This is a genomic window from Parabacteroides sp. D25 (assembly GCF_000307475.1).
GTDB classification, from domain to species: domain Bacteria; phylum Bacteroidota; class Bacteroidia; order Bacteroidales; family Tannerellaceae; genus Parabacteroides; species Parabacteroides distasonis.
The window spans coordinates 345,026-370,691 of the sequence record NZ_JH976502.1 but is presented as its reverse complement, the minus strand read 5'-3'; the positions used below and the strand labels follow the sequence as shown (position 1 = coordinate 370,691).

Annotated in this window: 15 protein-coding genes; all 15 read left to right on the top strand. The window is 38.7% G+C overall.

Features of this window, described 5'->3' with window-relative positions:
• The first annotated feature begins 2 nt into the window (after positions 1-2).
• The 15 genes from brxC (at position 3) to HMPREF0999_RS08370 (ending at position 25,662) form a co-directional block, all read left to right on the top strand.
• On the top strand, positions 3-3,629 hold the full coding sequence (brxC, locus tag HMPREF0999_RS08440; protein WP_009275691.1) for a BREX system P-loop protein BrxC: 3,627 nt from the start codon (positions 3-5) through the stop codon (positions 3,627-3,629).
• Positions 3,630-3,647: 18 nt separating this feature from the next.
• Entirely contained in the window at positions 3,648-7,250 is a 3,603-nt protein-coding gene (gene pglX, locus HMPREF0999_RS08435) for a BREX-1 system adenine-specific DNA-methyltransferase PglX (protein ID WP_009275690.1), read from the top strand.
• A gap of 33 nt (positions 7,251-7,283) precedes the next feature.
• Positions 7,284-8,102, top strand: coding sequence for a GNAT family N-acetyltransferase (locus HMPREF0999_RS08430; RefSeq protein WP_009275689.1), 819 nt, complete (start codon positions 7,284-7,286; stop codon positions 8,100-8,102).
• Positions 8,103-8,131: 29 nt separating this feature from the next.
• Positions 8,132-8,779: a C39 family peptidase gene (locus HMPREF0999_RS08425; protein ID WP_004312184.1), complete on the top strand. Its 648-nt coding sequence runs from the start codon at positions 8,132-8,134 to the stop codon at positions 8,777-8,779.
• Positions 8,780-8,897: 118 nt separating this feature from the next.
• Complete coding sequence (locus HMPREF0999_RS08420) at positions 8,898-10,901, top strand: MotA/TolQ/ExbB proton channel family protein (RefSeq protein ID WP_004312183.1); 2,004 nt, start codon at positions 8,898-8,900, stop codon at positions 10,899-10,901.
• Positions 10,901-11,596 carry an OmpA family protein gene (locus HMPREF0999_RS08415; protein ID WP_004312182.1) on the top strand — a complete coding sequence of 232 codons (696 nt, stop codon included), beginning with the start codon at positions 10,901-10,903 and terminating at the stop codon, positions 11,594-11,596. Before HMPREF0999_RS08420 ends, HMPREF0999_RS08415 begins: the two co-directional genes overlap by 1 nt.
• The gene (locus tag HMPREF0999_RS08410) at positions 11,596-13,446 is read left to right on the top strand and encodes an EH signature domain-containing protein (protein WP_004312181.1); all 1,851 of its coding nucleotides are present in this window, start codon (positions 11,596-11,598) and stop codon (positions 13,444-13,446) included. The genes HMPREF0999_RS08415 and HMPREF0999_RS08410 overlap by 1 nt, the downstream gene beginning before the upstream one ends.
• Before the next feature lie 8 nt (positions 13,447-13,454).
• Entirely contained in the window at positions 13,455-16,205 is a 2,751-nt protein-coding gene (locus HMPREF0999_RS08405; RefSeq protein ID WP_009275688.1) for a DEAD/DEAH box helicase, read from the top strand.
• A gap of 12 nt (positions 16,206-16,217) precedes the next feature.
• On the top strand, positions 16,218-18,758 hold the full coding sequence (gene pglZ / locus HMPREF0999_RS08400; protein WP_009275687.1) for a BREX-1 system phosphatase PglZ type A: 2,541 nt from the start codon (positions 16,218-16,220) through the stop codon (positions 18,756-18,758).
• A gap of 11 nt (positions 18,759-18,769) precedes the next feature.
• A complete protein-coding gene (gene brxL / locus HMPREF0999_RS08395) occupies positions 18,770-20,863 on the top strand; it encodes a BREX system Lon protease-like protein BrxL (RefSeq protein ID WP_009275686.1) in 2,094 nt (697 codons plus the stop codon).
• A 3-nt stretch (positions 20,864-20,866) separates the two neighbouring features.
• Entirely contained in the window at positions 20,867-21,226 is a 360-nt protein-coding gene (locus HMPREF0999_RS08390; protein ID WP_009275685.1) for a TerY-C metal binding domain-containing protein, read from the top strand.
• Between the two features lie 13 nt (positions 21,227-21,239).
• Positions 21,240-22,505 carry a serine/threonine protein kinase gene (locus HMPREF0999_RS08385; RefSeq protein WP_009275684.1) on the top strand — a complete coding sequence of 422 codons (1,266 nt, stop codon included), beginning with the start codon at positions 21,240-21,242 and terminating at the stop codon, positions 22,503-22,505.
• A gap of 36 nt (positions 22,506-22,541) precedes the next feature.
• Entirely contained in the window at positions 22,542-23,294 is a 753-nt protein-coding gene (locus HMPREF0999_RS08380) for a vWA domain-containing protein (RefSeq protein WP_009275683.1), read from the top strand.
• Positions 23,278-24,558, top strand: coding sequence for a protein phosphatase 2C domain-containing protein (locus HMPREF0999_RS08375; protein ID WP_010183936.1), 1,281 nt, complete (start codon positions 23,278-23,280; stop codon positions 24,556-24,558). The genes HMPREF0999_RS08380 and HMPREF0999_RS08375 overlap by 17 nt, the downstream gene beginning before the upstream one ends.
• 3 nt (positions 24,559-24,561) lie before the next feature.
• On the top strand, positions 24,562-25,662 hold the full coding sequence (locus tag HMPREF0999_RS08370; protein ID WP_009275681.1) for a hypothetical protein: 1,101 nt from the start codon (positions 24,562-24,564) through the stop codon (positions 25,660-25,662).
• The last annotated feature ends 4 nt before the right edge of the window (positions 25,663-25,666 follow it).

Here is a 25,666-nt window from a genome sequence, read left to right as displayed (position 1 = left end):
TAATGAAACTGAAAGAATTATATAATAAGCCTATTGACCGTGCAGTGAATCCTGCTGTCAGCGCTACCAAGTTTGACCCGGAAACAGAACGTATAGAAATACAGGAATACGTGTTTACGGACGAGATTATGAACGGTCTTTTCCGTATTTTAGATGCTATCAAGAATAACCAACCATACGATCACGTGGGTATATGGATTGACGGTTATTATGGCTCAGGAAAATCACATTTTCTGAAATATCTGGATTACTGTATCACACCTTCTACTCGTGAAGATGCTTTATCACGTCTGCTCGAAGCAATAAAGGCTATCGACCCGCTTGATGACAAACATTATCTGAGCTTCGACTACGAGCAGATGGTTTCTATCGCCAATTGGTTGGAACGGGCCACGATAGATACATGTATCTTCAATCTGGAAACAAGCTATGACAACTCTACCGACAAGAAGAAAGCTTTTCTGCATGTCTTCTGGAATGAGTTTAATGGCAAGCGTGGCTTCAATAAGTTCAATATCACACTTGCACAGAATCTTGAAAAACCATTGGAAGAAAAAGGAGTGTTTGAGGCATTCAAACAACGCATCGCAGAGGAAGGTGGTGATTGGAATGACCCTGGTATGGCTGCCGATTTGATTGACAACGAACTCGATTGGGTTCTTGACATTGCCAAAGAACTGGCACCAACACTTTCCGTAGATAGTATTCGTGAACGTATCATCAAGCGTGATACGAACATGAGTATAGACCGTTTTGGTTTGGAACTGGCATCATATCTTAAAGACAAGGGCGATGATTACCGCCTGATTTTCCTTGCCGATGAAGTTTCACAGTTCATCAACAAGGAGCGTGACCGTTATCTTAACCTTCAGGAAATCATTACGAAACTGTCTGAAGCTTGTGATAACAAGGTCTGGGTGGCTTGTACAGCACAGCAAGACCTCTCCGAGATTATGGACGACTGTCATATAGCCGAGGAGAAAGATAAAGAAGGTAAAATTAAGGGACGCTTTGAAGTGAAGGTATCCCTCAAAGGAACACAACCGGAAGTGATTACTCAGAAACGTATTCTCGACAAGAAAGAAGAAGTAAAAGATACGTTGGCCTCACTTTATAACAAATACAAGGCCGGATTCGACTTGCAGTTCAAACTTCCAAACTCATACAGCAGTTACGACTCGCAGGATGATTTCATAGACTATTACCCTTTTGTCCCCTACCAGTTCAAACTCATCATGCAGGTGTTCAATTCGTTCCTGAACTTAGGCTATGTGGCAAAAGAAGTAAAAGGTAATGAGCGAAGCATCATCAAGGTAATCCACTCTACCGCCAAGGCTAATGCCGATGCTGAATTGGGTAAATTCATTTCATTCGATGAACTCTATAACAATATGTTTGAGGAAGGTTTGCAGGCTCGTGGACAGAAAGCTGTGGACAATGCCCTCCGTATGGCACGCTCCTACCAGACAGATAAACCGGAAAAGACTCGTCTGGCGGTTCGTGTAGTTAATGTGCTTTTCATGATCTGCAACATTTCCCAAACCGACCAGTTGCTGTTCCCTGCAACTGTGGATAATGTGACCTCTCTTCTTGTAAATAATATGGATACTCCTCGTATGACCATCAAGAATGAGGTGGAGAAAATTTTAGAGTTCCTTTGCGATAATAATATTATTCGCCGTGAACAGGGTAAACAGGGAGCTCCTGACACATTCACTTTCTATAGTGAGGAGGAAATGAAAGTGGCGCAGCTCATCCAAAGCCAGGTGGTGGACAACAATACCCAGGCAGAACAGCTGAAAGATATTTTTAATAAATATATTACAGCTCTCAGGAATAAAGAGCAATATAAAACACGCAGTTTCTCCGTTGGGCTGACCATAAAGCAGCGTACCTTCCTGAGTAATAACCCTGATGTAATGGTAGAGTTTATGATGGACCCCGACTATGATACTGCTGAGCAGCTTGCATTGCAGAACAGCAATACTAACCGAATGGTATATTATGTAGGTCCTCAATATCGTGAGAACAGACGTTTGTACAACGCCTTTTACTGGTACTGTCAGGCAGAACGTTATATGTCCACTCCCGTCCCAAACGAGGATAATGCCAATACTCGTAAAGAATTTGCCAAGCGAGCCGAGGAACTTTACGAAGGACTTATTAAAAAAGAGTTTGAAAAGATTCTTGATACCTGTCCTATTGTTTCCGGACTATATGTGATTGACGAAGCAGAGCTTGGACAGAAACGAGGTAATGACCGTTATCGTGTTGCCATCGAGAAGCATTTGGCAGGAATCTACCCTAAAGCAAATCTCGTTGATTCTCCAAGTATTCCACGCACTACAGAACAATTGAAGAAAGCTATACTGCGTAATGTGAATCCCGGCGATTACGAAGGTATGGGGGCGATTCTTACAGATGCTGAACACGAAGTGGAAATCTATCTTAATAAACAGTTTGCAGAGGTAAATGTGACTGATGTGCTTACCAAATTCTCAAAAGCTCCATATGGATGGGACAATATCTGTACCCTTTATGTGATTAATGAACTGGTACGTCGTCACAACCGTGACTACGCTTACGCCAATAATCCCAATGTAGAAACGTCTACAGTGGCCAACCGTATTGTGACAGAGAGTAATAAGTTTACACTCCGTCAGGCACAGGTCATTTCACCGCAGGTAATTCAGAAATTCATAGCTGCCTGGAAGGAAATATTCGGTATTTCTTCCGCTCCGACAACTACAGACAGCACCCAACTATTCCGCATGTGTCGTGACATAGAGAGTGAGCGTAGCCTGTCCAAATTGATAAAAGGCTATAAGGACATAGAACAACAGATTATAGCTTATCCTTTTGTGGAACCAATCCGTAAGGCCATAGATCTCTTCGAATCATGGCTTGATGAACGTGATCCGTTGAAATTCTTCAATCTCATCATCTCATCAAAGGATGAAGCCAGGATGCTTACCGACAAATGCAAAGAGGTGGTACAATTTACCCATGATCAACTCTCTACCTATAAACAGCTCATACAGTTCGCTGATGAGAATACATATAACTTCTCATTTGTTCCGGAAGAGATGATAGGAGCTGTTGATGAGTTCCTAAAAGTGAAGGATGACCCTTGGCCAATGGGTAACACATTCCGTGGCTATATAAAATTGAGGAATCAGCTTTCCGGCAGTTTGGACGATGTGCGAAATCAACTTCGCGATAAAATTAAAGCGGCTTATAACGATATTTTTGACTATCTGTTACAAGTGGCCGAGAAGCAGAATGTCCCGGCAAGTGTACTTTCCGACCGTGAAGCAACCATACAGCTTAAAACTGCTCCAACAAATATCCTGGTACTGAGAAACAATATCCTTACCGATGTATTCTATCAGGAGCAGGTGAACAAGATTATGTCGTATATTCCTCCTAAGCCTACTAAAAAGGACAATGATGAAGTTGATCCTCCAACACCTCCTGTACGAGAAAAGAGAATTCGCCAGGCATCATTGCAAACAAGGACAAAGTTGCCTATTACGAACGAAGAAGACATAGACCGTTATCTTGAAGGTTTGCGTCAACAGATTGAACGTCTGCTTGTCGACCATGACGGAGTGATGATTATTAAATAAAGATTACCAATAGATTATATGGACACCAATAGAATAAAACGCTTCGCTACCGAAGCTCGCAATATATTAAAAGCCGGCATTGCAGCTAAGATAACTACACTTGGCTTCAACAAGAAAGGTAATGTAGCTGAAGAGCACCGTCCACAACTGATGCAAGGAGGTACTCTTTGGAACGGACAATTTTATACAGAGGGATTCTACCATCAGTGGATGTCCCTCTATAATCGTATTCAGCAAAAAGGCATCAACGAAGTGTATGAGGAGGCAGCCTATACGTGGTTCAACCGTCTGTGTGCCATTCGTATTCTGCAGAAGAATAATCTCTGTTCTCCTGTACTTCAGTATGCTGATGCTGCACGTACCCCGATTATTGTGGACGAAGCGCGCCAAGGACATCTTCCTCAGATGAAAGAAGACATTCGCCAGCGCATTGTAGAACTACTGGATGACGATACAAAGGTAACAGAACAGTTTGCCTTGCTTATTACTGCTTGGTGTCACGATAATCCCATCCTCAATCAGTGTTTCGGTTCTATGGCCGACTATACCGAGCTACTTCTTCCGAACGATATTCTGGCTAAAGGTAAATTCATGGATATGCTGAACCATACTGAATTTATTACCGATGAAGAGTTTCAGTCTCCGGAACTAATTGGTTGGCTCTATCAGTTCTATATATCAGAGCGTAAAGACGAAGTTTTTGCAAAGAAAGGAAAATTCGAGGCTGACGAAATACCGGCAGCTACACAGATATTCACACCCAATTGGATAGTGAAATATATGGTGCAGAACACAGTGGGTCGCATCTATCTGGATAATAATCCCTATGAAACAACACTTCAAAAGAAGTGGCGATACTTAGTGAACCAGACAGAAAAACCGACTCCAGAAAATTTACTGAAATACAACGAGCTTACCGACCTGAAGGTTGCCGATTTGGCCTGCGGTTCTGGACACATTCTAAACGAGTGCTTCGACTTGTTTTATGACCTTTATATTGCTGAAGGCTATGGCCGTGGTGAAGCCATTGAAAACATTTTCCGTCATAACCTTACAGGTATTGACTTGGATAATCGTGCAAAACAATTAGCAACTTTTGCCCTTTTGTTGAAAGCATGCCAAAAGGATTCATCTTTTGCTGATGCGCATTGCTTGCCGAATATACTGACCATGCCGAAACCATGGAATGAAGAAACGGATGAAAACTTAAATGATTTCCTTTCTCTTTATTTCCAGGGAGAGAACACTTCTTCACAAAATGAAGAACTTGCCGCTTGCTTTGAACTGATGCATAATGCAGACTCGCTGGGTTCTATCATGAAATTCGACATTAGCGACAGCACAAGATTACTGGTTAAACAGACTACTGATTACTGGTGCAATCAAGAGATTATGCCCGATGCCGTGCGCTTGCAACTTCCAGCTTTTGAGCTAATTTTGGCTTTGACGGAGAAGTATGACGCTTTGGTAATGAATCCGCCGTATATGGGTGGTGGCAACATGAATGAGGTGCTGAGTAAGTATGTGAAGGCAAATTATGAAGAAGGCAAAGGAGATTTATTCTCCACCTTTATGTTGTTGGCTATTGACAGACTTGCAGACAACGGCAAATATAGCATGATTAACATGCAGAGCTGGATGTTCCTTTCTTCATTCGAAAAACTACGCACGTCTTTACTCAAGAACTATCATATTGAAAACATGCTTCACTTGGGCCCTCGAACTTTCGATGAGCTGAGTGGTGAGGTGGTGCAAAACACTTCCTTTGTTGTAGCTAAAAATAAGTCTGATGAAGGTGGTGTGTATTTCCGACTGGTAGATGGTAAGAATTGCGCAGAGAAGAAAGATATGTTCCTCCAGGCATTGCAGGAACATACAGCCAAGGTGTATTACCCAAATGTCCCTCAATCTAACTTTGAGAAAATCCCGGGATGTCCGATTGGTTATTGGGTTTCACCCAATATCTTAAAAATATTTACATCAAATCTCGCATTGTCAGCAGTTGCCAGCCCCTGTGTTGGGCTGCAAACTGCTGACAATGCGAGATTTCTCCGCAGCTGGTTCGAGGTCAGCCGAAGCCGTATAGGCTTCGGCTTCGAAAATGCCGCGTCAGCGGCTCGATCCAGATTAAAATGGTTCCCATATAATAAAGGTGGAGATGTTAGACGTTGGTACGGTTTGAGCCTCAGTGAAAACATCATTGATTGGTATAACGATGGAGAAATATTAAAATCATTTAAACCTGCTGTTATAAGAAATCCCGGATATTATTTCACAGATGGAATAACTTTTCCAAGAATTGGTTCAAATCTATTTTATGCAAGGATATTACAACCTGGATTTATCTTTGACTGTAATGGCCCTTCTTGCTTCCCACAAGAAAAGAAGGAGTATATTTTGGGCTTCCTAAACTCAAAGGTTATGCAGCAATTGCTATTTATATTATGTCCAACTCTATCTTTTCAAATTGGAGATTCTTTCAAAGTACCATATATAGGAAAAAATAATGATTATATAAATCATTGTGTTCAACAAAACATCAACATTTCCAAACAAGATTGGGACAATCATGAAACCTCATGGGACTTCGAAACTAATCCCCTATTAGCTGTAAACGAGAACACCTATATCGACAATATCCGCCACGAGGAAAAGCTGCACGAAAAAGAAACAGACAAACACATCTGTATCAATCCTGCCGCACCGCAACTTGGCAGTCTGAAATGGCGTATGGAGCAATACAAGACAAAGTGGGAACACCTCTTCATGCAGCTTCACGAGAACGAAGAAGAGCTCAACCGTCAGTTCATTGACATATACGGTCTGCAAGATGAGCTTACACCAGATGTTACACTCTCTGAGATAACCATTCTGCAACAAGGAGAAATCAATATTGCAGATGACAGTCTCAGTTGGAACGACGAAGTATTGATGAAGCAACTTATTAGCTTTGCTGTAGGTTGTATGTTGGGACGCTATCGTCTTGATAAGCCAGGATTGCATATCGCTCACCCCAATCCTACTGATGAGGAAACTGCTTCTTACACATTTAACGGACAGTCTTGGGAAATTGATGACGACGGCATTATGCCGCTGATGGCAAATGATTGCGGATTCAGTGACAACGCATCATATCGTTTCGCTGATTTCCTACGTGTGGTACTGGGTGAAGAACTTCATGTGGAGAATCTTAACTACGTGGAGCAATGTTTAGGTAAGACCATAGAGCAATATTTCGTAAAGGACTTTTGGAAAGACCATAAAAAGATGTATCAGAACCGTCCAATCTATTGGCTATTTGCATCAAAGAAAGGTTCCTTCCAAGTAATAGCTTACATGCACCGTATGAATGCCTATACAGTTGAGCGCATCCGAGCAAAATATCTCCTCCCCTTCATTGAACATCTGGAACAGGAAATCAACAAACTTGACTTGCGTCGGGCAGAACTTACGACTAAAGAAAGCAAACAGCTCCAAACGCTTCAGAAGCAATTGGATGAATGTCGTGAATATCACGAACGTTTGCAGGTTGTAGCAGAGCAGGCCATCAGCTTCAATCTTGACGATGGTGTCACAGTGAATTATGCTAAGTTCGGAGACGTTTTACAGAAAATCAAATAACCTTAATAAACACCTAATTATAAGATATTTAATATGGCAATACCAAATATAATAGAATGTGGAATTTGTTCTCTGTTACCCGTGAACTCAAATAATGTTTGGTTTATAGAAGAACTATTCCGCTACGAAGACGTAAAGAAATACTATGTTTTACGTAAAGATCATGCTGAAAACATAAAGGCCTTTTGCAGATATATTGTTAATGCAAATATCCAAAGAGAGTCATTAAACTTTATCATTTTCAATAATAATGGTGAAGAGGTTGGTTTTATCTCAGCAGAACCTGTCATGAACCGAACAACTAATATGCCTGTGTGGAATGTAGGGTATGCAGTTCATCCCTCTCATCGACACCACGGTTATGCTTCATCAGCATTGAATGGACTAACGAATTTCCTCCTACAAAACTTTTCATTCCAACAAGTAATCTTGGATATTAGTATGGATAATGAGCCTTCTCAGAGAGTTGCTGAAAAATGTGGTTTTACAAAACCAAATGATAGAACCGGAATTATCGATATTGAACATATGGAAGTAGGAATGCGATTGAAATGGTATAAACAACTTTCAGGTAACAGAACTGTGTATTTTAACCAAGCAGTTCACTACTACAGGCAAAAGTTATATACAGAATCAATAGATGCATTCCAAAAAGCTTTGAATGAACCATACATTCCCAATACGCCATTTACAGACGCTCAGATTTATTCAAATATGGGTATGGCACTCTCGTCTGTAAGACGGTATAGAGAGGCTTTTCAAAGCCTTAAAAAAGCGCAAAGTTTAGGTTTAAATAATCCAAGCATTGAAAAGGAATTACGTTGGTTGAGAGATAATGTAGGCCTATTCTGATAAAATAACAATACGAAAGGAGAATATATATGGCAACAATAACAATCATTCCTTCTGTGAGACTTTATAGAACAGGAGTAAAAACGACACAAGCTGATGGCAGCATAAAAAGTATAGCCCTGCACCAAGGAAGTCTTGACGGTGCATGCGCTGTTTATAGTACAATCATCTCTTTGATGTGCCTTCAGCAAATCAACATTGAGGATGTAAATTCATACTCCGGAAATGTGGACAAGCGTAGTCCGAAAGGAAAATTTCTTAGCAAACTTCTAGAACAACGCGGTATGAATATGTCCGGGTGGAATCTTAAAACTATGGCACAGGAAATTAGTAATACATCCGACTTCAATATAAAAGCCACAGCTATTCGGAAAGATTATATTGACCGCATTTACGACAATATTCATCAGAATAGTCCTGCAATTTTAGGGATTTCTTTTAATAATCAGAATTTCGGACACGCCATTGTCTGCATTGGTGTGGAAGAATCCGATGAGTTCGAAGATACTCCAACTAAATTGTTTTGCATAGATCCGGGCTTTCTCATCTCGAACACGTCATACTGGAATTGTATGATTATGCTTCCCAAAAAGTATGATGACAACACCGAGCTAACCTATGTAGTTGGTGATGATACTCGGAAAATAATGCTTGACGATGTCATAGTGTTTGATTAAACGAATATCATAATAGTTCTCGAATTGCCAAGAACGGATATTTACTTTATATAATAAAAATCTGATAGAATAAACATTAATAAAATAATAACAATAGAATCTGCAAATAAAAAATAACATGTCTGATATTATAACATTAGCATCTGGTGCAGTAATTATATTGGTTTTCTTACTCTTTTGTTTTGAAGAAAGAAAACTTTATAGCATCAAGGAAATTTTAGTAAAACTTGTTAATAGTGAGAATATCTTGGATTCATTAAACAATTCCAAGATAGCTTCGCTTGGGGAAAAATATGAAAAAACTATTATCGTAAATACAAAAGACGGGAAAAAGTCAAATATACCTGCATCTGAATTTATATATGACAACAGCGTGTGTAAATGCAACAAGGTAAATTTACGTATGCTTGATACAGCATCAGGTACGCTTGTCGGTTTAGGACTTCTTGGCACTTTCCTTGGCTTAACTTTGGGTATTCAAGGATTTGACAGTAGTAACACAGATAAAATCAATGAAAGTATTCAGGGATTATTGAATGGTATGGGCACAGCGTTCCTGACATCTCTTCTTGGTATGTTTCTGTCTATTGTATTTACATTTATAGATAAATCATTAAGACATAGATTGTATAAAAACGTAAATGGACTGACAGAAAAGCTAGATGCCCTTTATTATATTGATGACATAGCATTGGCCAATCTTAATCAGCAGAATATAATTGACCGACTTTACAATGCACTAAAGTCCGATTTTCAGGTACAAACCAATACCATAAAAGACTCCTTTAATGAGCTTAGTGGAAAACTATCATACACAAACGAATCTGGAGTTATCATACCTGTGGCCAACGCTGTACGAGAAATTCTTTCTGAGAACGCCCAGCAAACAAAAGCTCTAAAATCATTCTCTACTGACCTGGCTATAGAACTTAATCAAGGATTTGATGAGACTCTCTCACGACAGATGCAACAAAAAATTCTTCCGTTAATGGAAAGTGTCGATGCAACCACTAAAACCGTTGTTGAACATATTGATCAAATGGCGAAAACTGTATCTTCTCCGGCAAGCGACATGATGCAGAGAGTTGTGGATGAACTGAAGCAAAGCATGAAATTACTTATGAATGAGTTTAGTTCAGGACTTTCCGGATCGGCTACAACAGAATTAGAAAATTTGGCTCATCAGTTAGGCTCTGCAACCCAAGCTATGGCCGATTTTCCGAAAAACATGGAAAATATTTCAGCAACATTACAAGTTACAATTGAAGAAGTTAAGCATTCCATTTCGGAAATATCCAATACCTCTGCCAATACTAATTCTATGGCAATGAGACAAATGCAAGAACAAATTACATTTGCTACTGGTGCTATCAGTAATGCCATTAATGAAGTTAAAGAAGTTATGTCTGGTATTTCACAATCATCCCAAGAGCAAAGTAACCAGATGGTAAGCAAACTGGCAGATGCTGCGGACAAGATGGGCACATTCCTTACTGGAACTATCAGTACATTATCATCTTCTGTAACAGAATCCGTCAAGTCAATCACTGATGATGTAAATAGTAAACAAGCCAACCTAATCGCACTTCAGGAAGATACTACATCCCAGACAAAAAGACTGCTTGACAGTTTCAATATTGGATTGGAACGTTTGGAGAAGATGAACGAGTACATTTCAGGAACTATGAATGGCTTCAGACAGGCTCAGGGAGAAATAACGATAAGCACAAGTAATCTACGTACAATATCTGGTGACATGAAATTAGCGACAGAACTGTTCAACAAAGGACAGAACGACTATGCTACAAGGCTTGCAGAACTTCAAACCATGAGCCAAAGGGGTATTGATCAGGTAACTGAAATGTTAAGAGACTCAGGTCAGTTATCAGAGGATTATGTCCAAAAGTTTGAGATTATCAAACAAGGACTTGGAACTATCTTTACTCAGTTACAGAACGGGTTATCTGAATACAGCCGAACAATAAAAGAAAGTACTGACAAATACCTTGCTCAGTACACTACGAGCCTAACCCAAACTACAGGTGCGCTTGCTTCAGCTATTGAACGACAGAATGAAGTTACAGAAATGTTGACCGATACAATTACACGTAATAAACGATAATGAAGAAGAAACGTACAGAATACGAAAGTAAAGATGAGAATGCCTTTGCACTCTCCACAGGTGACTTAATGGCCAGTCTTCTGTTCATCTTTATACTGCTGCTGATGGGAGCGCTCCTTCAAGTGCAAGAAAAGGCAGAACAAGACGAGGAAATTGTGAAAAGATACGACCAAATCAAAACACAACTTTACATCGATCTGCAGCAGGAGTTCAAAGATGATCTTGCAGTTTGGAGGGCTACAATAGACTCGACTTTATGCATTCGTTTCCAAGAACCGTCAATGCTTTTTGATGAAGGACAGTCCTTGCTGAAACCTAAGTTTAAGAATATTCTTGATGACTTTTTCCCAAGATATATAGCCGTACTTAGTCGTGATGAATACCGAGATAATATTGAAGAAATTCGTATTGAAGGCCACACCAACAGCAACGGAGGCTATTATTCAAACATGGAACTTTCTCAGGATAGAACAAGAGCCGTGTTACAATATTGCTTTAGTCTTATGTCTGACGACTTGGAAGAGTGGCTTAAAGGCCTTGTAACAGCAAACGGACTTTCTTCAAGCCACCTGATACTGAAAATGAACGGCGAGGAAGATAAGGATTTATCACGACGTGTAGAGTTCAGAGTAAGAACCAATGCTGAAAAGCAATTGGAGGATATAGCAAATAAACGTTTTATACATAAACAATAATGGAAGACATCTATGCACTTCTAAATATTAACAAAGATCTTCTGCAAGATTTCCACTTGCTTGCAGAACGTACTGTTGACCATCAGACTGAGTTGGCCATCAGTCGCAATATGCGTACCTTGCAGGAAATAGAGGTACGCATGATGACCGACAGAACTGTTATTGCTTCTCAACAGACTATTGATGAAATTATGCAGAAAGTCATAGAGAATGCTAAAACAGAAAATAAAGAAACAAGTATTTGGAGCATTCATGAACTTCGTATTGTTTCTTATTATTTAATAAAACTTCAAGGGAATGAACAGGCATACATGTATGCGCTTCATATTCTAGAGACTAACTGGAGGGACATGTTCTTTAACGGATTATCATTTTATTGTCTTGACTCATGGAACATGATTGACCCGGAGCTTCGCTCATTGACTTGTGATCTGCTCAGCAAGCAGCTAAAACAATACAATGGTTCAAACAAGAAATACATGGTAATGAAGAACCATGCAAATCTATTTGATGAAGCTGGTCCCCTAAGACTATGCGCTCTATTATCTCAAAAGAAACAGGATGTAAAGAATGCCCCTGCATATTTTAGTAACAAACTGTCAACAATAAGCCAATCATATTACTCTGATGTGATTGTTAATTTTATCAGTAGCAATAAAATCATAGACTTTGACTATATTGAATCTGTTTTAAATGCTCACAAATATGATAGAACCAAAAAACTTATTTTTGCAGATTTAGTTTTACGCGTAAATGAAACAGGTGATGATGTAAAACGTACTCAACTATGCAAGTATGCCAATCGAATCTTAGGCGATATTACGCTTGGCGCAACATGGGCTCCATTTGCAGGCGCAACTGAAAAACAAGCCCAACAGCTCAAAAAGGCAAAACAACATGTAAATCTATGGTTTAGTCAAAAGATAATTGAGACATTTTTTGAAGTTTGTGTACAAGACAGGGATAGAAAGGACTTCTGGCTAAAATATGTGGAATATGTAAGCAGTTTCAAAATTGTTGGATCTACTACAACGAAAAGAATCTTACAAGGAGATAACCGAGTCAGCGGTATTTTCCTGCCACATTTCATTGAGACAGATTCGTTCGCATCACAGACATCAGCTCTTGTATTGTTCATTAAGAATAAGATGATTGTTGAGTTCTCTGATACCGGTGCTTTGTACGTTTACAACCAGGACCATGAAAAAGTTAAGATGGTGACAGGGAAAAAACGGTATATTCCAAGCACTGCAGATCTGAAGATTACATCTATGGGAAGTCTGATTGATATAAGTGATTGGTACTACAATACATATTACGAGGAAGGAAGAATGACCCATAGGGGAAATTGGCAAGGACGTTTAAGCGGTTGGTTGCAACAAAAAGTCATTTCATCAAATAACATTGGCATATCTTTTCAGGATGCTGAAGACAATAATCTTTTTAAGGCAACCCCAATTCAAAAAGAAGAGTTTAAACCATCATCCAATTCAGTCCCGAGGACTTCGTCTAATAGGCCAATCAAGACCGTGTATGAAGCCAATATTCGTTTCTCTTTATCAAGTAAATGGATATCAAATGGTAAATGCCGGATTGTTTGTGGATATAAAGGTTTCTACCTTAACTTCTCCGCTGGAAATCAATTTGTTCATCTACGTCCACTAATTAGCGGAGCAACCCCAACTGGTAGTGTATGGATAAGAAAGGCAAGAAATGACAATGGATGGCAAGAGGTTGTACACTCAAACTCAGGACGAGAAATAAGTGTTGGATATTTGAAGGAAACAAATGGAACTGTTTTATATAAGCAGAGATCAGAACAAACAGATTATATGACTATTAAAATTTAAAGAAGCATATGTTAACTCAGGTAGTAAATAAAATAGGAATACTATTCATTGTAAATTTCAATGGACATGATCTTCATTTCCAAGAATGGAAAGCGACAGACGATAGTATATATTATATGCCTCTTTCAACTTTGGTTGACAATGGGTATGCCTATGCTTCAAAAGATGGTTGTCTTGTCCCTTATGAAAATATCTATCTGTTAGATGAGGAGGATAAGTTACTTCTAGGTGTCCCCCAACCCTATAATATGGCCATGCGTCTCATTGGAACAAGCATGTTAAATGCATCTGATTTTGAATACAAGGTTGAATTTCTTAGCCACGTGCCAGATGGAGAATTATTATCATATGAACAATGCGGAAATATACTTATAGTCAACAAAAAGAAATATTTATTATCGGAAGCGCAATATGAATTGATAAATCGTATTCATGAGTTTAATTCTTCTCCAGAGGAAGAAAAAACTACAGACTTTAACCTGCGTAATTTTGGAGAGATAAAAGCATTAGCAGAACAAGCCGGATGCGAATTAGACAGTTATTTAGCAAACGAGAATGTTTACGTTCCAGAACGCATAAAAATTGAAGTTGGTCGTGATGAAGATGGGTTTACCATTGATCCTGCCATTGACATTGATGAAAATAAAAAATTTCAGCAGTATTTTGATCGAATGAGAAAAGTACAGGGACAGTACCCTATTCAAAGAGAAAATGGCGAACGTGTTCGCGTTGTACTCAATGAAGAGCAAAAGGAAAATCTACGACATCTTAAAAGTCAAGGCGGAAGACACAAAACGCGCGAAGAAATTCAAAAAATTATAGAAGAACCTACTGAGTTTTTTGACCCTGATGCTTTTGATTTATCGGAACTATATAGTGACCGCGTAATTGAGATTGGTGTTTATAAGCCCAAATTCTATCCATTTATTTGTCCCTACAAATCATGCTGGATTGCTGGTGCTACAATTGAAAGTCCTCAAAATGGAACAAGCCAAGTGACAATTTCAAGTGAGACAGAATTGGAAAATCTCAGAAAAGAAATTAATAAAGCAAAAGAGAATGGCAAATCTATTATTGAGTATAAAAATGCCCAAATAGACATGGAAGATGCTTTGTTTCTTGCAGATTGTGCGGCACAGCAGTTAAAGGCACCATCTAAGCCATTTAATGCAGAATCTGTTGATAACAAAAAAGTGCTTATTATAGAAGAAAATGCAGAAGAACTTGGTTTTGCTGTAAAAGAAAGAGTTATCGAAAGAGGCGAAAAATATACCCTTTTCACCAATCCATATCTTCAAGAATGCTATTCACTAAAAGAACATCAAAAAGAAGGTGTTGCATGGCTACAGCATTTATATAAAAGTAAAGCAAGTGGGTGTCTAATGGCAGACGACATGGGACTTGGAAAAACTTTACAGATACTTTATTTTATTGATTGGCATTCAAGGAAATATGCTGATCACAAACCGTATCTTATAGTAGCTCCTGTTTCACTGTTAGAAAATTGGAAAAATGAATATGAAAGATTCTTCAAGCAACCAAGAATGACTATTAATATGCTTACCTCTAAGGATGTGCCAAGAAAGTTTGACAAAGATATTGTAAATAGAATACAAAAGATGGACATAGTCTTAACTAACTATGAATCTCTTCGTATATCACAGTTAAATTTCTGCGCGGTGGAGTTTGACATCGTGGCATTAGATGAAGCACAAAAGATTAAGTCTCCCGGTACGCTTGTTACCAACGCAGCCAAGGCATTGAAATGCAATTTCAGAATTGCTATGACTGGTACACCTGTTGAGAATACACTTCTTGATTTATGGTGTATCATGGATTTCTGTGTTCCTGGTTTATTAGGTAATGCGAAAGCATTTGCTGCTCAATATCAATCACCGTTAAAAAAAGATGACACTGACATTGTCGCTCTTGGTAATGAAATTCATGAAAAGCTTGGAATATATTTTATGCGCAGATTAAAGAAAGATGCTGCAAAAGATCTTCCTTTAAAACATGAACTCAAAGAGAAAATTGCCATGCCAAGTGTACAAAAAAAGACATATACATCAGTCATTAATGCCTATATGAATGGTATTCAACCCAATATGCTTGTTACAATAATGAACTTGCGGGAGGTTTCAGAACATCCTTACCTCTACGACTCGGCATTAACGACTCATGACATAAACGAGCTGGTTAGTACAAGTGCAAGATTACAGGCTACTATCAAATTTCTCGATTCAATCAAAGAAAAGGAAGAAAAAGTCATCATATTTGTTGAACGTAAGGAGACTCAGAAAATGCTTCAAAAGCTTTCCAATGAAAGATATGGCATAATATGTAAAATCATTAATGGGGATACTCCGTCTATTATTAAAAGACACTCATTTGACAGGCAAACTCGACAAGCGAGCATAAATGAGTTTCAAGCTGTTGATGGATTTAACGTAATTATAATGTCACCCGTTGCTGCAGGAATGGGACTGAATGTGACTGCCGCAAATCATGTTATCCACTACAGTAGGCAGTGGAATCCAGCTAAGGAAAGCCAGGCTACAGACCGTGCTTATCGTATCGGACAAACAAAGGATGTGTATGTATATTATCCTATGGCAGTTACATCTGACATTAAAACATTCGATGAGATATTGGACGATTTGCTATCAAGAAAAACCTCACTGGCAACTTCTACAATCTTCCCTTCAGAGAGAATAGAGGTAAAGCAAGAAGAGTTCGGACAAATATTATTTGGAATTTAAGTATATTAGAATATGGTACAAGAAAGAATATATAACTACTTTGAACGAAACCCACAGCTTCATGTGCTCTTTATCTTCGACCGGATGGATATTATCCAGACAGAGCTTGGAGAGGTGAAGGAATGGGCTGACGGATATATATATAAAGTATTCGATGGAGCCTGGTTCAATACAAAATATGCTATTGAAAATACTTGGAAAGACAAACGCATTGTTCTGCTTTTTCCTGTGGAAACCTATCCTCATTCAGAGGAACAGCAACTACAATTTCCATTGCTTGATATGCTGAAAGCCAACATGGAATATAAGGAAGATGATTATGCCTCTTTTATGCAGCAGTATAATCTGCCAGAACGGTTCCGTAGTTTTATCAAGAAAAATATTGCGGAAATCATGTCTTCTAAAATCCATAATATTCTTAATGGGCATATTGATTCAAGTACCTTTAGTGAGGATTTGGTTTGCCGTGCTTTCATCTCCAATTATCTCGGCGAGAAAAAGTTGTTGGATTGGGAAACAATCATTGTAAAGATGGTTGTTCTTGACGTTACTTCGGAAGGGAAAAAACATGCTGATTTTTGGCATAAACTTTCAAAGAACGTAGATGCCAGCAAAGCAATCAATGATAAATTGACAAAACTTTTTGGAGTAAGTTATAATCTGAATTTGCCACAAAAGATGAAGTGCGTTGCAGAATGCATGAAGTACAATTGCATCACGCAATTACTTGATGCTATGCCAGGGGATTCGTACAAGCAATATAAAATCAGCAATTCGGTAATCCTTGACCAGGTAAACAAGATTTATGAGTGGGGCACCCACGACCGTATGCTGAGCGAGAAATTTATCCAGTCAATGAGAATATTGTCTTCAGATATTAAAGAAGAGGAAATCATCAACATCTATGGTATTGATGCAAACTACTTCTATTTTACTGAAGCACTTTGCTGGCCGATTCTGAAGGAGATTTTAGAAAAGAAACTCATGGCTGATCCAGAGGACGTAAACGATCGTATGCGAGAATTGGCTCTGAAATTACCTGTTGACAGTTACATCCAGATTGTCATTCGCTTCATCGGACAGTCAGCTCTGTTCTATATGCAGATACGTGGCCTTGGCACACTGAAATTAAACAGTACAAAAGAATACGTAAATAAATATATTACGGAGTTCTATCAGGTAGATATGTTCTATCGTAGAACACTCGAAGCCTATCATGAGCTACTCACGAAAGAGAATCCTATCGAATTGGTATTGAATGCTGCCAAAAGACAATTGGATTTGGAGTATGCCAAGATAGCCAACCTGCTTAACCTCGAATGGTTGACTTGTGTGGAAGAAAAAGGCACCTGGTTTACAGAAACGGGGTTGAAGCATCAGGAAGACTTCTATGCTAACGAGTCTGATCCAAATGTGAAACAGGTAGTCATTATCAGTGACGCTCTGAGATACGAAGTGGCTATGGAATTGATGCAGAGACTGGCCAAGGAAAAGCATATGGCTACTATTGAAGCTTATCAAGCCATGTTACCTACGGAAACCAAGTTCTGCAAGCCATCACTTCTTCCACATCACTCCCTTGAACTGTTCGGCACAGATATGGCCGTAGATGGAGTTGTATTAACTACAACAGAACAACGAACTGCTCATCTGAATAAATACCGAGACGGAGGAATTTGTGTTCGCTATGAAGATGTGATGAACGGTGACCAGACTTCAACACGAGAGCTGTTTAAACGGCCTTTGGTATATATCTTTCATGAAACAATTGATGAAGCGAGTCATTCTCAAAGCCCGTTTGAAGTTATCAGTGCCTGTCGTAAGGCCATAGACCAACTTGCAGTGTTAATCAAACGTTTACATGCTTCATGGAATGTGACTAATGTCTTGCTTACAGCGGACCATGGATTCCTATATAATGACATGAAATTTGAAGATAAGGATAAGCATAGTATCACCGATATTTCAGTAGAGAAGAAAACAAGATACTATCTCACTGACAGCACAGCTAAAGTCGAGGGTATCGTCAAATTCCCACTCGAAAAGGTTTCTGCCATAAAAAGCCAGACACCTCTTTGGGTAGGTGTATCTGTCGGTACCAACAGATTGGCAGCCTCTGGGGGGTATAATTTTGCACACGGTGGTGCATCCCTTCAGGAGATGATTATTCCTGTGATTCGCAGTCAGCAGAAGAGAACAAATAAGACGGAAAAGGTAGGCGTTACTCTTATGAACCACAACCTGAATATGGTAAGCAGCCGACTCAAGTTCCAGCTAATTCAATCAGAAGCAGTAAGCATGACGATGATGGAACGAAAAATCGTATGCTGCATTTACAACGGTGACGAACCTGTTACGCAGGAAAAGGAACTTACTTTAAACAGTACAGATGCTACAAACCTGAATAACCGAGTGTATGAGGTGACGCTTAATCTGAATAAATCAATCAGTGCGAGTATGCTACAGCTTCGTATTTATGCTACAGACGACCGGTTAAATCCACTTATCCGTGAGACAGTTAAAAATAATACAATGATAGAACAAGATTTTTAGGAGCCTACTATATGGATTCACAGCAGAAAGTATTAAATGCCTTCATTGGCAAAGTAGTAAGAAAAGACCTGGCGTTTTTGGTTAAGGGTGGACTTCCTGTACCGACTTACGTATTGGAATACCTGCTTGGCCAATATTGTGCCAGTGATGATGAAGAAATCATTAACGAGGGACTAGAGAAAGTAAAAGATGTCATCAAGAATAACTATGTACACAGAGCTGAAGCTGAGTCGGTAAAAGGACTTATCCGTGAGCATGGTAAACATCGAATCATAGATAAAGTAACTGTTGTACTTAATGAAAAGAATGATGAATATCAGGCAACTTTTACCAATCTCGGACTCTCCGGTGTACCAATAGGAACTGACTATGTACGTAAGAACCCGAAGCTTCTGAGCGGAAACGGTGTATGGTGCATCGTCACCATTGGCTACATCAGTGGAGAAGATGTAAAAGTGAGATGGGAAATCCAGACATTAAAGCCTATACAGATTTCGAATATCGATTTGCAAGAGTATATTGAACAACGTAAAAACTTTACTACAGAAGAATGGATCGATCTGCTCATGCATACAGTGGGCTTAAATCCAGATACGATGAACCGACGGGAAAAGTTTATCACACTTGCCCGTCTGCTTCCTCATGTCGAAAATAACTTCAACTTTATGGAACTTGGTCCTAAAGGAACCGGAAAGTCTCACGTATTCCAAGAATTGTCACCTTACGGAGTACTTGTATCAGGTGGAGATGTGACCAGTGCACGACTATTCGTAAGGATGTCTGGGAAAAGAGAAGAACTTGGTCTTGTTGGATATTGGGATGTGGTTGCATGGGATGAGTTTGAACAACAGAAAGGACGTGCAGTTGATGCCGTGCTCATTGATACCATGCAGAATTATCTGGCTAATAAATCCTTCAACCGAGGCAAAGGAACACATGAGGCAAGTGCCTCCATGGTTTTTGTTGGAAATACCAAACATACTGTTCCCTTCATGTTGAAGAACACGCACCTTTTTGAATCTATACCGACATCCTTTATCAAAGGTGCTTTTCTTGACAGAATCCATCTGTATAACCCAGGCTGGGAAATCAAGATGCTGAAGAAAGACAGTTTCTCCAAGGGCTATGGACTTATTACGGATTATATAGCTGCGGTACTACATGCCATGCGCAACGATGATCGCACCGCGGTATTGAAAGACTATGCCAAGTTTGACGGATCACTATCTGAACGTGATCATTTAGCAATCCGTAAGACTTTCTCCGGAATGATGAAACTTCTCTACCCAGATGGAAAAATGACAGACCAGGAAGCATACGAATTGGTTGATTTTGCCGCAGAAAGTAGAAAGCGAGTAAAAGACCAACTATATGTCATTGATGAAACATTTAAAGCTGAGCCTGCACATTTCAAATATATCAATTTAAGAACGGGTATTGAAATGAATGTCGAGACATTGGAAAAAGTTAGCAATCCTCTTATAATCCCAATAAACTCAATGACAGGTACAGCTACTGGGGAGTTAACCGATGCAGATGCTCAGCCTTTGAATGAAGAAATCTCAGGAAAATGCTCCGTGGAGGAAGGAACCACTGCCGGTCAAACTGCAAAGCGCCCCCGTATTCATATACTACAAGAAAAAAGTATGACGTTCAGAATGGGACAAACGGGAGTTAGCTATGAGAAATTGTTCGCTTCATATATGGCAAACGCAAATGAAATAACTGTGGAGGATCCATATATACGTGCTCCATGGCAAATTAAAAATTTTATGGAGTTTGCGCTGATGCTCATTAATACGCGTCCAGTTGATGACTTAAAGCTCAATCTTATTACTAACGAGGAGGACGATAAGCTTCCTGAACTTATAGACAGGCTTGATGACATTAAGGATGACCTCGCTACATACGGCATAGACTTTGAATACAAATTCAGAGATTTTCATGACAGATGCATCAAAACAGATACAGGCTGGACGATCTCGCTTGGACGTGGGCTGGATATGTTTGAGAAATACAACACCTTTTCAATCGCTTCGTCAAGACAGGATATGCGTAAGTGTAAGGAATTTACTGTAACATTTATGAAAACAAAAAATGCATAAGATATGTCTAAACTGAGCAATAAAGCCTTTGCCATTATGGCTGTGTGTGAGAAGACAAAGGAACATTTTGGTATTACTGTTGACCCTCGTAATGGGTGTTATGCTTTTACTTGGGCTTTTAAAATAAAGAAAGAACAAGCAAAAAAAGAAGGATATGAGCAAACTCATGTGACTGGTAAAGTAATGTATGATAAAGATTTCAATGGTTGTCCCTATTGTGGCTCTAAAAAATTCTATATTTGTAACAGGTGTGGGAAAGTTGTATGCTATCATGATCAAGAAGTTGTGACATGCCCAAACTGTGGTTCTTCGAGCAGCTTACAAGCAGCAGAAAATGTAAATTTATCAGGTAGTGATTTTTAAAAAACAAACAGATATGATTGAATTAAAAAACGGTGAAAGTGTCAGTTTGACTAACGGTTCTCAGGCCAAAGTTGTTAAAGAACTCGGCCGTGGTGGACAAGGAATCGTTTACCTTGTTGAAGTCGGAGGACAAAAGATGGCTTTAAAATGGTACTTCAACAATATGGGAAATTGGTTTTACAGCAATCTGGAGGAGAATATCTCCAAGGGTGCACCTTCGGAAGCATTCCTATGGCCAGAGTACCTAACAACGAAACAAAAAGGAACTTATGGTTACGTGATGAAATTAAGGCCAAAAGATTATTATGAATTCGGACAATACTTGCTGGCAAGAGCAAAATTCAAGAGTTTCGAGGCTATGGTTAATGCGGCCATGAAAATTTGTGAGGGTTTCAAAGCGCTTCATTTATCTGGACTTAGTTATCAGGATTTAAATGATGGAAATTTTTTCATACATCCTGAAACTGGTGATGTCTTGATTTGTGATAATGATAATGTAGCACCTGAAGGAGTAACCTCTGGAATTCTTGGCAAGGCCAGGTACATGGCTCCGGAAGTGGTGACCGGAAAAACTATGCCTAATAAATATACAGACAGATACTCACTTTCCGTCGTGCTATTTTTGCTTTTCTATGCCAACCATCCATTAGAAGGAGCACGTGTTCTTGCTTGCCCATGTATGACTGAGACATATGAAAAGAAATTCTACGGCAGTGAGCCTATCTTTATTTACGATAAAAATAATTCAGAGAACAGACCTGTTCGTGGTGTACACAATAATGTATTGCGCAGATGGAATGCTTTTCCTGCTTTACTTAGAGATACTTTTATACAGGAGTTTAGCTCTGTTTGTTTGCATGATCAAAACAAAAGGAAACTCGAAAGACAGTGGCAAAATATTATCCAGCAACTTCGTGATATGCTTGTAGTATGTCCTAGATGTAAAGAAGAAACCTTCGTAGAGAACCCTAACGCTGCTCAATGCATGTGTTGCGGTAAGCCATTTACAATATCAGGAATTATGAAGATAAACGACCGTAAAATACTCCTAACTCCTGAAAAAAAAGTATATATTGATATGGACAACAAGCCTGATATTCAAGTAATATCAATACCAGGAGACCGTTATCCAGTCCAATTGAAAAATATCACTACAAATAATTGGGTTGTAGAAACTCCTTCAGGCAAAATAAAACCAATTGAGCCCAATAAAGCTATGCCTGTAAAAGTAGGGTTAAAGGTTAGCCTCACAGGTGCTATCAAGGGTGAAATCATATAATAATTTAATGTTTAACATATAAATATTTTTTAAGTTATGGGACTTTTAGACAACGAAAGCATTCCAAGAAGAAAGATGATTCTATTTTTTGTAATCGACACTTCTGGTAGTATGATTGGTAAAAAGATTGGAAGTGTAAATGATGCCATCGAAAATGTATTGCCAATGATTGGTGAAATTTCTGATGAAAATCCTGATGCAGAAATTAATGTTGCAGCACTTGAGTTCTCAACAGGTACCCGCTGGCTTTATGATGAACCTAAAGAGGCAAAGGATTTTATTTGGCAAAAAGTAGAAGCGAACGGCCTAACATCTCTTGGTGAGGCTTGTGAAGAATTGAACAAAAAGCTATCTCGTTCTGGAGGCTTTATGCCGACATCAAGCGGAAGCGGATATTTCTCCCCAGCTATCATTCTTCTTTCAGATGGTGGACCGACAGATAACTTTGAAGGTGGATTGAAAACGCTTCAGGGTAATAGTTGGTTTAAGCATGCTATCAAGATTGCTATTGCCATAGGTGACGATGCTGACAAAGAAGTTTTAAAACAATTTACAGGCTCTTCTGAAGCAGTCATCACCGTTCATAATATTGAAGCGCTCAAAAAGATGATTCGAATTATTGCTGTTACATCTTCTCAGATAGGAAGTCAAAGTTCATCAGCTATAGATTCGACAAAACAGCAGCAGGTAATTGACAAGGTTAATGAGGCAGCAGCAGATGTAGCTGGTGCTGAGACTGCAGCGTCACCTGCCCCTGCTGGTACTGATAGTTATGACGAATGGGACTAATAAATTCTATGTTATATTGATGGACAGTATATATTCATTCTGCGAAGGAGAGAGTCATAGACTCTGCAATAAACCTTGTCAGGACTATGCGTATGCAGATAGTTCAGAGGGCCTTTCCATGGCTATTGTTTCAGATGGCCATGGAGGGGAACGCTATTTTAGAAGCGATATAGGTTCCAAGTTCATCGTCAATATAGCAAAAGAAGCTATCCGCTCTTTTGTTGAGACAGTAACTAAAGAAAGACAATCTGTATTTCATGGCGAACCATTTACGCAATATACAAAAGAGTCAGCCACAGACAGCCAGATAAACTCTATTTCCCACAAGATGCTTACCTGGTTATTTTCATCAATTATAAGCCAGTGGAACGTTGCTGTAGCAAAACATGCACGAGAGAATGATTTGACAGAATGGGAACTTTCCAATGTTGACCAAAAATATAAAGATGAGTTTCTCGATATGCGCAATAACCCAGAAGCTACATTCGAGAAAACATACGGATGTACACTCATGGCATACGTGCAAACTCAGACTTTTTGGTTTGCATTTCATATAGGTGATGGGAAACTTGTACGCATGAGCATAGTTAACAACAAGATTGAATTTGATCAACCTGTTCCTTGGGACAACAGATGTTTTTTAAACAAAACGACATCAATATGTGATTCTAATGCACTTGAAGAGTTCAGATATTGTTATCAAGGAGCTGATTCATTTCCAATCGCTGTATTTCTTGGATCCGACGGATTAGATGACTCTTATGGTGATGGTAATCAACTATATAACTTCTATGCAAATCTTTATAAACAGATTGCTAAATCTGGTAGAAAAGAAGCTCAAAACGTTTTAAAACGCGCATTACCTAAAATCAGTAAGATAGCCAGTAAAGATGACATGTCTGTGGCTTGTGTATATGATGACTTAAATATTAATGAAAACTTTTATTTAGTTACCGCCTATCAACGGGAAATATTGGCAGATAAAATGACTCTTCTATTAGATGAAAATCAAAAACTTGACGAAAAAATTAACAGTTTTGGATTAGAAGAGACTCTGAATAATAAAGAGAGGATAGATTTACAGTATGCTAAGAATGACTGCGACAAAGTTGACAAGAAAATAAAAAGGGTTAAGGCAAAACTTAAAGAACTCGAAAATGAAGAGTATGCATTCAATAACAAAAACCATCCTCCAAAACAATCTACAAAAACAAGAGTTAAGAATAGCAGGACATTAGCAAAATTAAAAAAAATAAAAAAATAGGCTATGGGAACTTGTAAATATTGCGGTAATGATGCCGGTTGGTTTTCTCATTCACATAAGGAATGTAAGGAGAAACATGAACAGGGTGTGAATGATTTTTGCACCATTGTAAGCTCATACTTTACATTGCGTACAACGGCCGGAAATGTTCAACAATCAAGACTACGTCTTAAGAAAGACGCATATCTTTCTGATGATGACATATGCAATGTAGCAGATGCAGAAATCAGACGCTATACTGCAAGTCTCCATCGTCCTTATTCTCCATCATCGGTAAAACTACTAGATGAGTTTTTAATTGCTATTGGGGTAAGTTATAGTCAGGTCAATAAGAATGGAGCTGTTGATGAATTTACCAAGAAAATAATGCGAGGTTTTATGGTAGAATATTTTACTGATAAACTAACACTACCTGTAGCACATCAGCGTTGTGAAAAAATGCTTAGTAAATTTCCTATGGTACAGTCAAACATAGAAGATGCCTATCTATATGTTCTTAATAAAGCAGCTATTAATTTTATGAAAAATGGCTCGCTTTCTAATGCTGAACAACAAAAGATAGATGATTATATCAATTACCTCCACCTGCCAGTCAATAATCTTCCTATTCAGTATCAAAACAGTGAGATTAGCAAACTTGGCCAGATGAGCATACTTAGTAAACTTCAAAATGGTATTCTTCCTTCTAGTAATACACCTGCTCCTATCATGTTAGGAAGAGGTGAAACTATTATCTGGACATATAATGGTGTTACTATGTATCAAGAAAAGACTGTAAAAGAATATGGAGGAAGAAGAAGCGGTTGGTCAATTCGTGTAATGAAAGGTTTAACATATCATATTGGTGGTACCAAAATAAGACCAATAGAGCACAGTTATATGGATAATAAGGGAACAGGTACACTCTATATAACCAATAAACATATTATTTTCCAAAGTCCAACTTCAGCTCAGAAGGTTCCTTATTCAAAGATGATAGGTGTCACTCCTTATAGTGATGGTATTGAAATACACCGTGATGGTGCCAATGCAAAACGTCTTACCTTTCAAGGTTTCGATAGTTGGTTTTTAATGAATGTCATTTCACAAATAGCAAATATATAAAAAA

What these genes read in the sequence shown, in the direction of transcription:
- HMPREF0999_RS08415 (WP_004312182.1), top strand. Translation starts at nt 10,901, where the DNA reads ATGAAGAAGAAACGTACAGAATACGAAAGTAAAGATGAGAATGCCTTT.
- brxC (WP_009275691.1), top strand. Translation starts at nt 3, where the DNA reads ATGAAACTGAAAGAATTATATAATAAGCCTATTGACCGTGCAGTGAAT.
- HMPREF0999_RS08430 (WP_009275689.1), top strand. Translation starts at nt 7,284, where the DNA reads ATGGCAATACCAAATATAATAGAATGTGGAATTTGTTCTCTGTTACCC.
- HMPREF0999_RS08405 (WP_009275688.1), top strand. Translation starts at nt 13,455, where the DNA reads ATGTTAACTCAGGTAGTAAATAAAATAGGAATACTATTCATTGTAAAT.
- HMPREF0999_RS08425 (WP_004312184.1), top strand. Translation starts at nt 8,132, where the DNA reads ATGGCAACAATAACAATCATTCCTTCTGTGAGACTTTATAGAACAGGA.
- HMPREF0999_RS08390 (WP_009275685.1), top strand. Translation starts at nt 20,867, where the DNA reads ATGTCTAAACTGAGCAATAAAGCCTTTGCCATTATGGCTGTGTGTGAG.
- HMPREF0999_RS08385 (WP_009275684.1), top strand. Translation starts at nt 21,240, where the DNA reads ATGATTGAATTAAAAAACGGTGAAAGTGTCAGTTTGACTAACGGTTCT.
- HMPREF0999_RS08370 (WP_009275681.1), top strand. Translation starts at nt 24,562, where the DNA reads ATGGGAACTTGTAAATATTGCGGTAATGATGCCGGTTGGTTTTCTCAT.
- HMPREF0999_RS08375 (WP_010183936.1), top strand. Translation starts at nt 23,278, where the DNA reads ATGACGAATGGGACTAATAAATTCTATGTTATATTGATGGACAGTATA.
- pglZ (WP_009275687.1), top strand. Translation starts at nt 16,218, where the DNA reads ATGGTACAAGAAAGAATATATAACTACTTTGAACGAAACCCACAGCTT.
- HMPREF0999_RS08420 (WP_004312183.1), top strand. Translation starts at nt 8,898, where the DNA reads ATGTCTGATATTATAACATTAGCATCTGGTGCAGTAATTATATTGGTT.
- brxL (WP_009275686.1), top strand. Translation starts at nt 18,770, where the DNA reads ATGGATTCACAGCAGAAAGTATTAAATGCCTTCATTGGCAAAGTAGTA.
- HMPREF0999_RS08410 (WP_004312181.1), top strand. Translation starts at nt 11,596, where the DNA reads ATGGAAGACATCTATGCACTTCTAAATATTAACAAAGATCTTCTGCAA.
- pglX (WP_009275690.1), top strand. Translation starts at nt 3,648, where the DNA reads ATGGACACCAATAGAATAAAACGCTTCGCTACCGAAGCTCGCAATATA.
- HMPREF0999_RS08380 (WP_009275683.1), top strand. Translation starts at nt 22,542, where the DNA reads ATGGGACTTTTAGACAACGAAAGCATTCCAAGAAGAAAGATGATTCTA.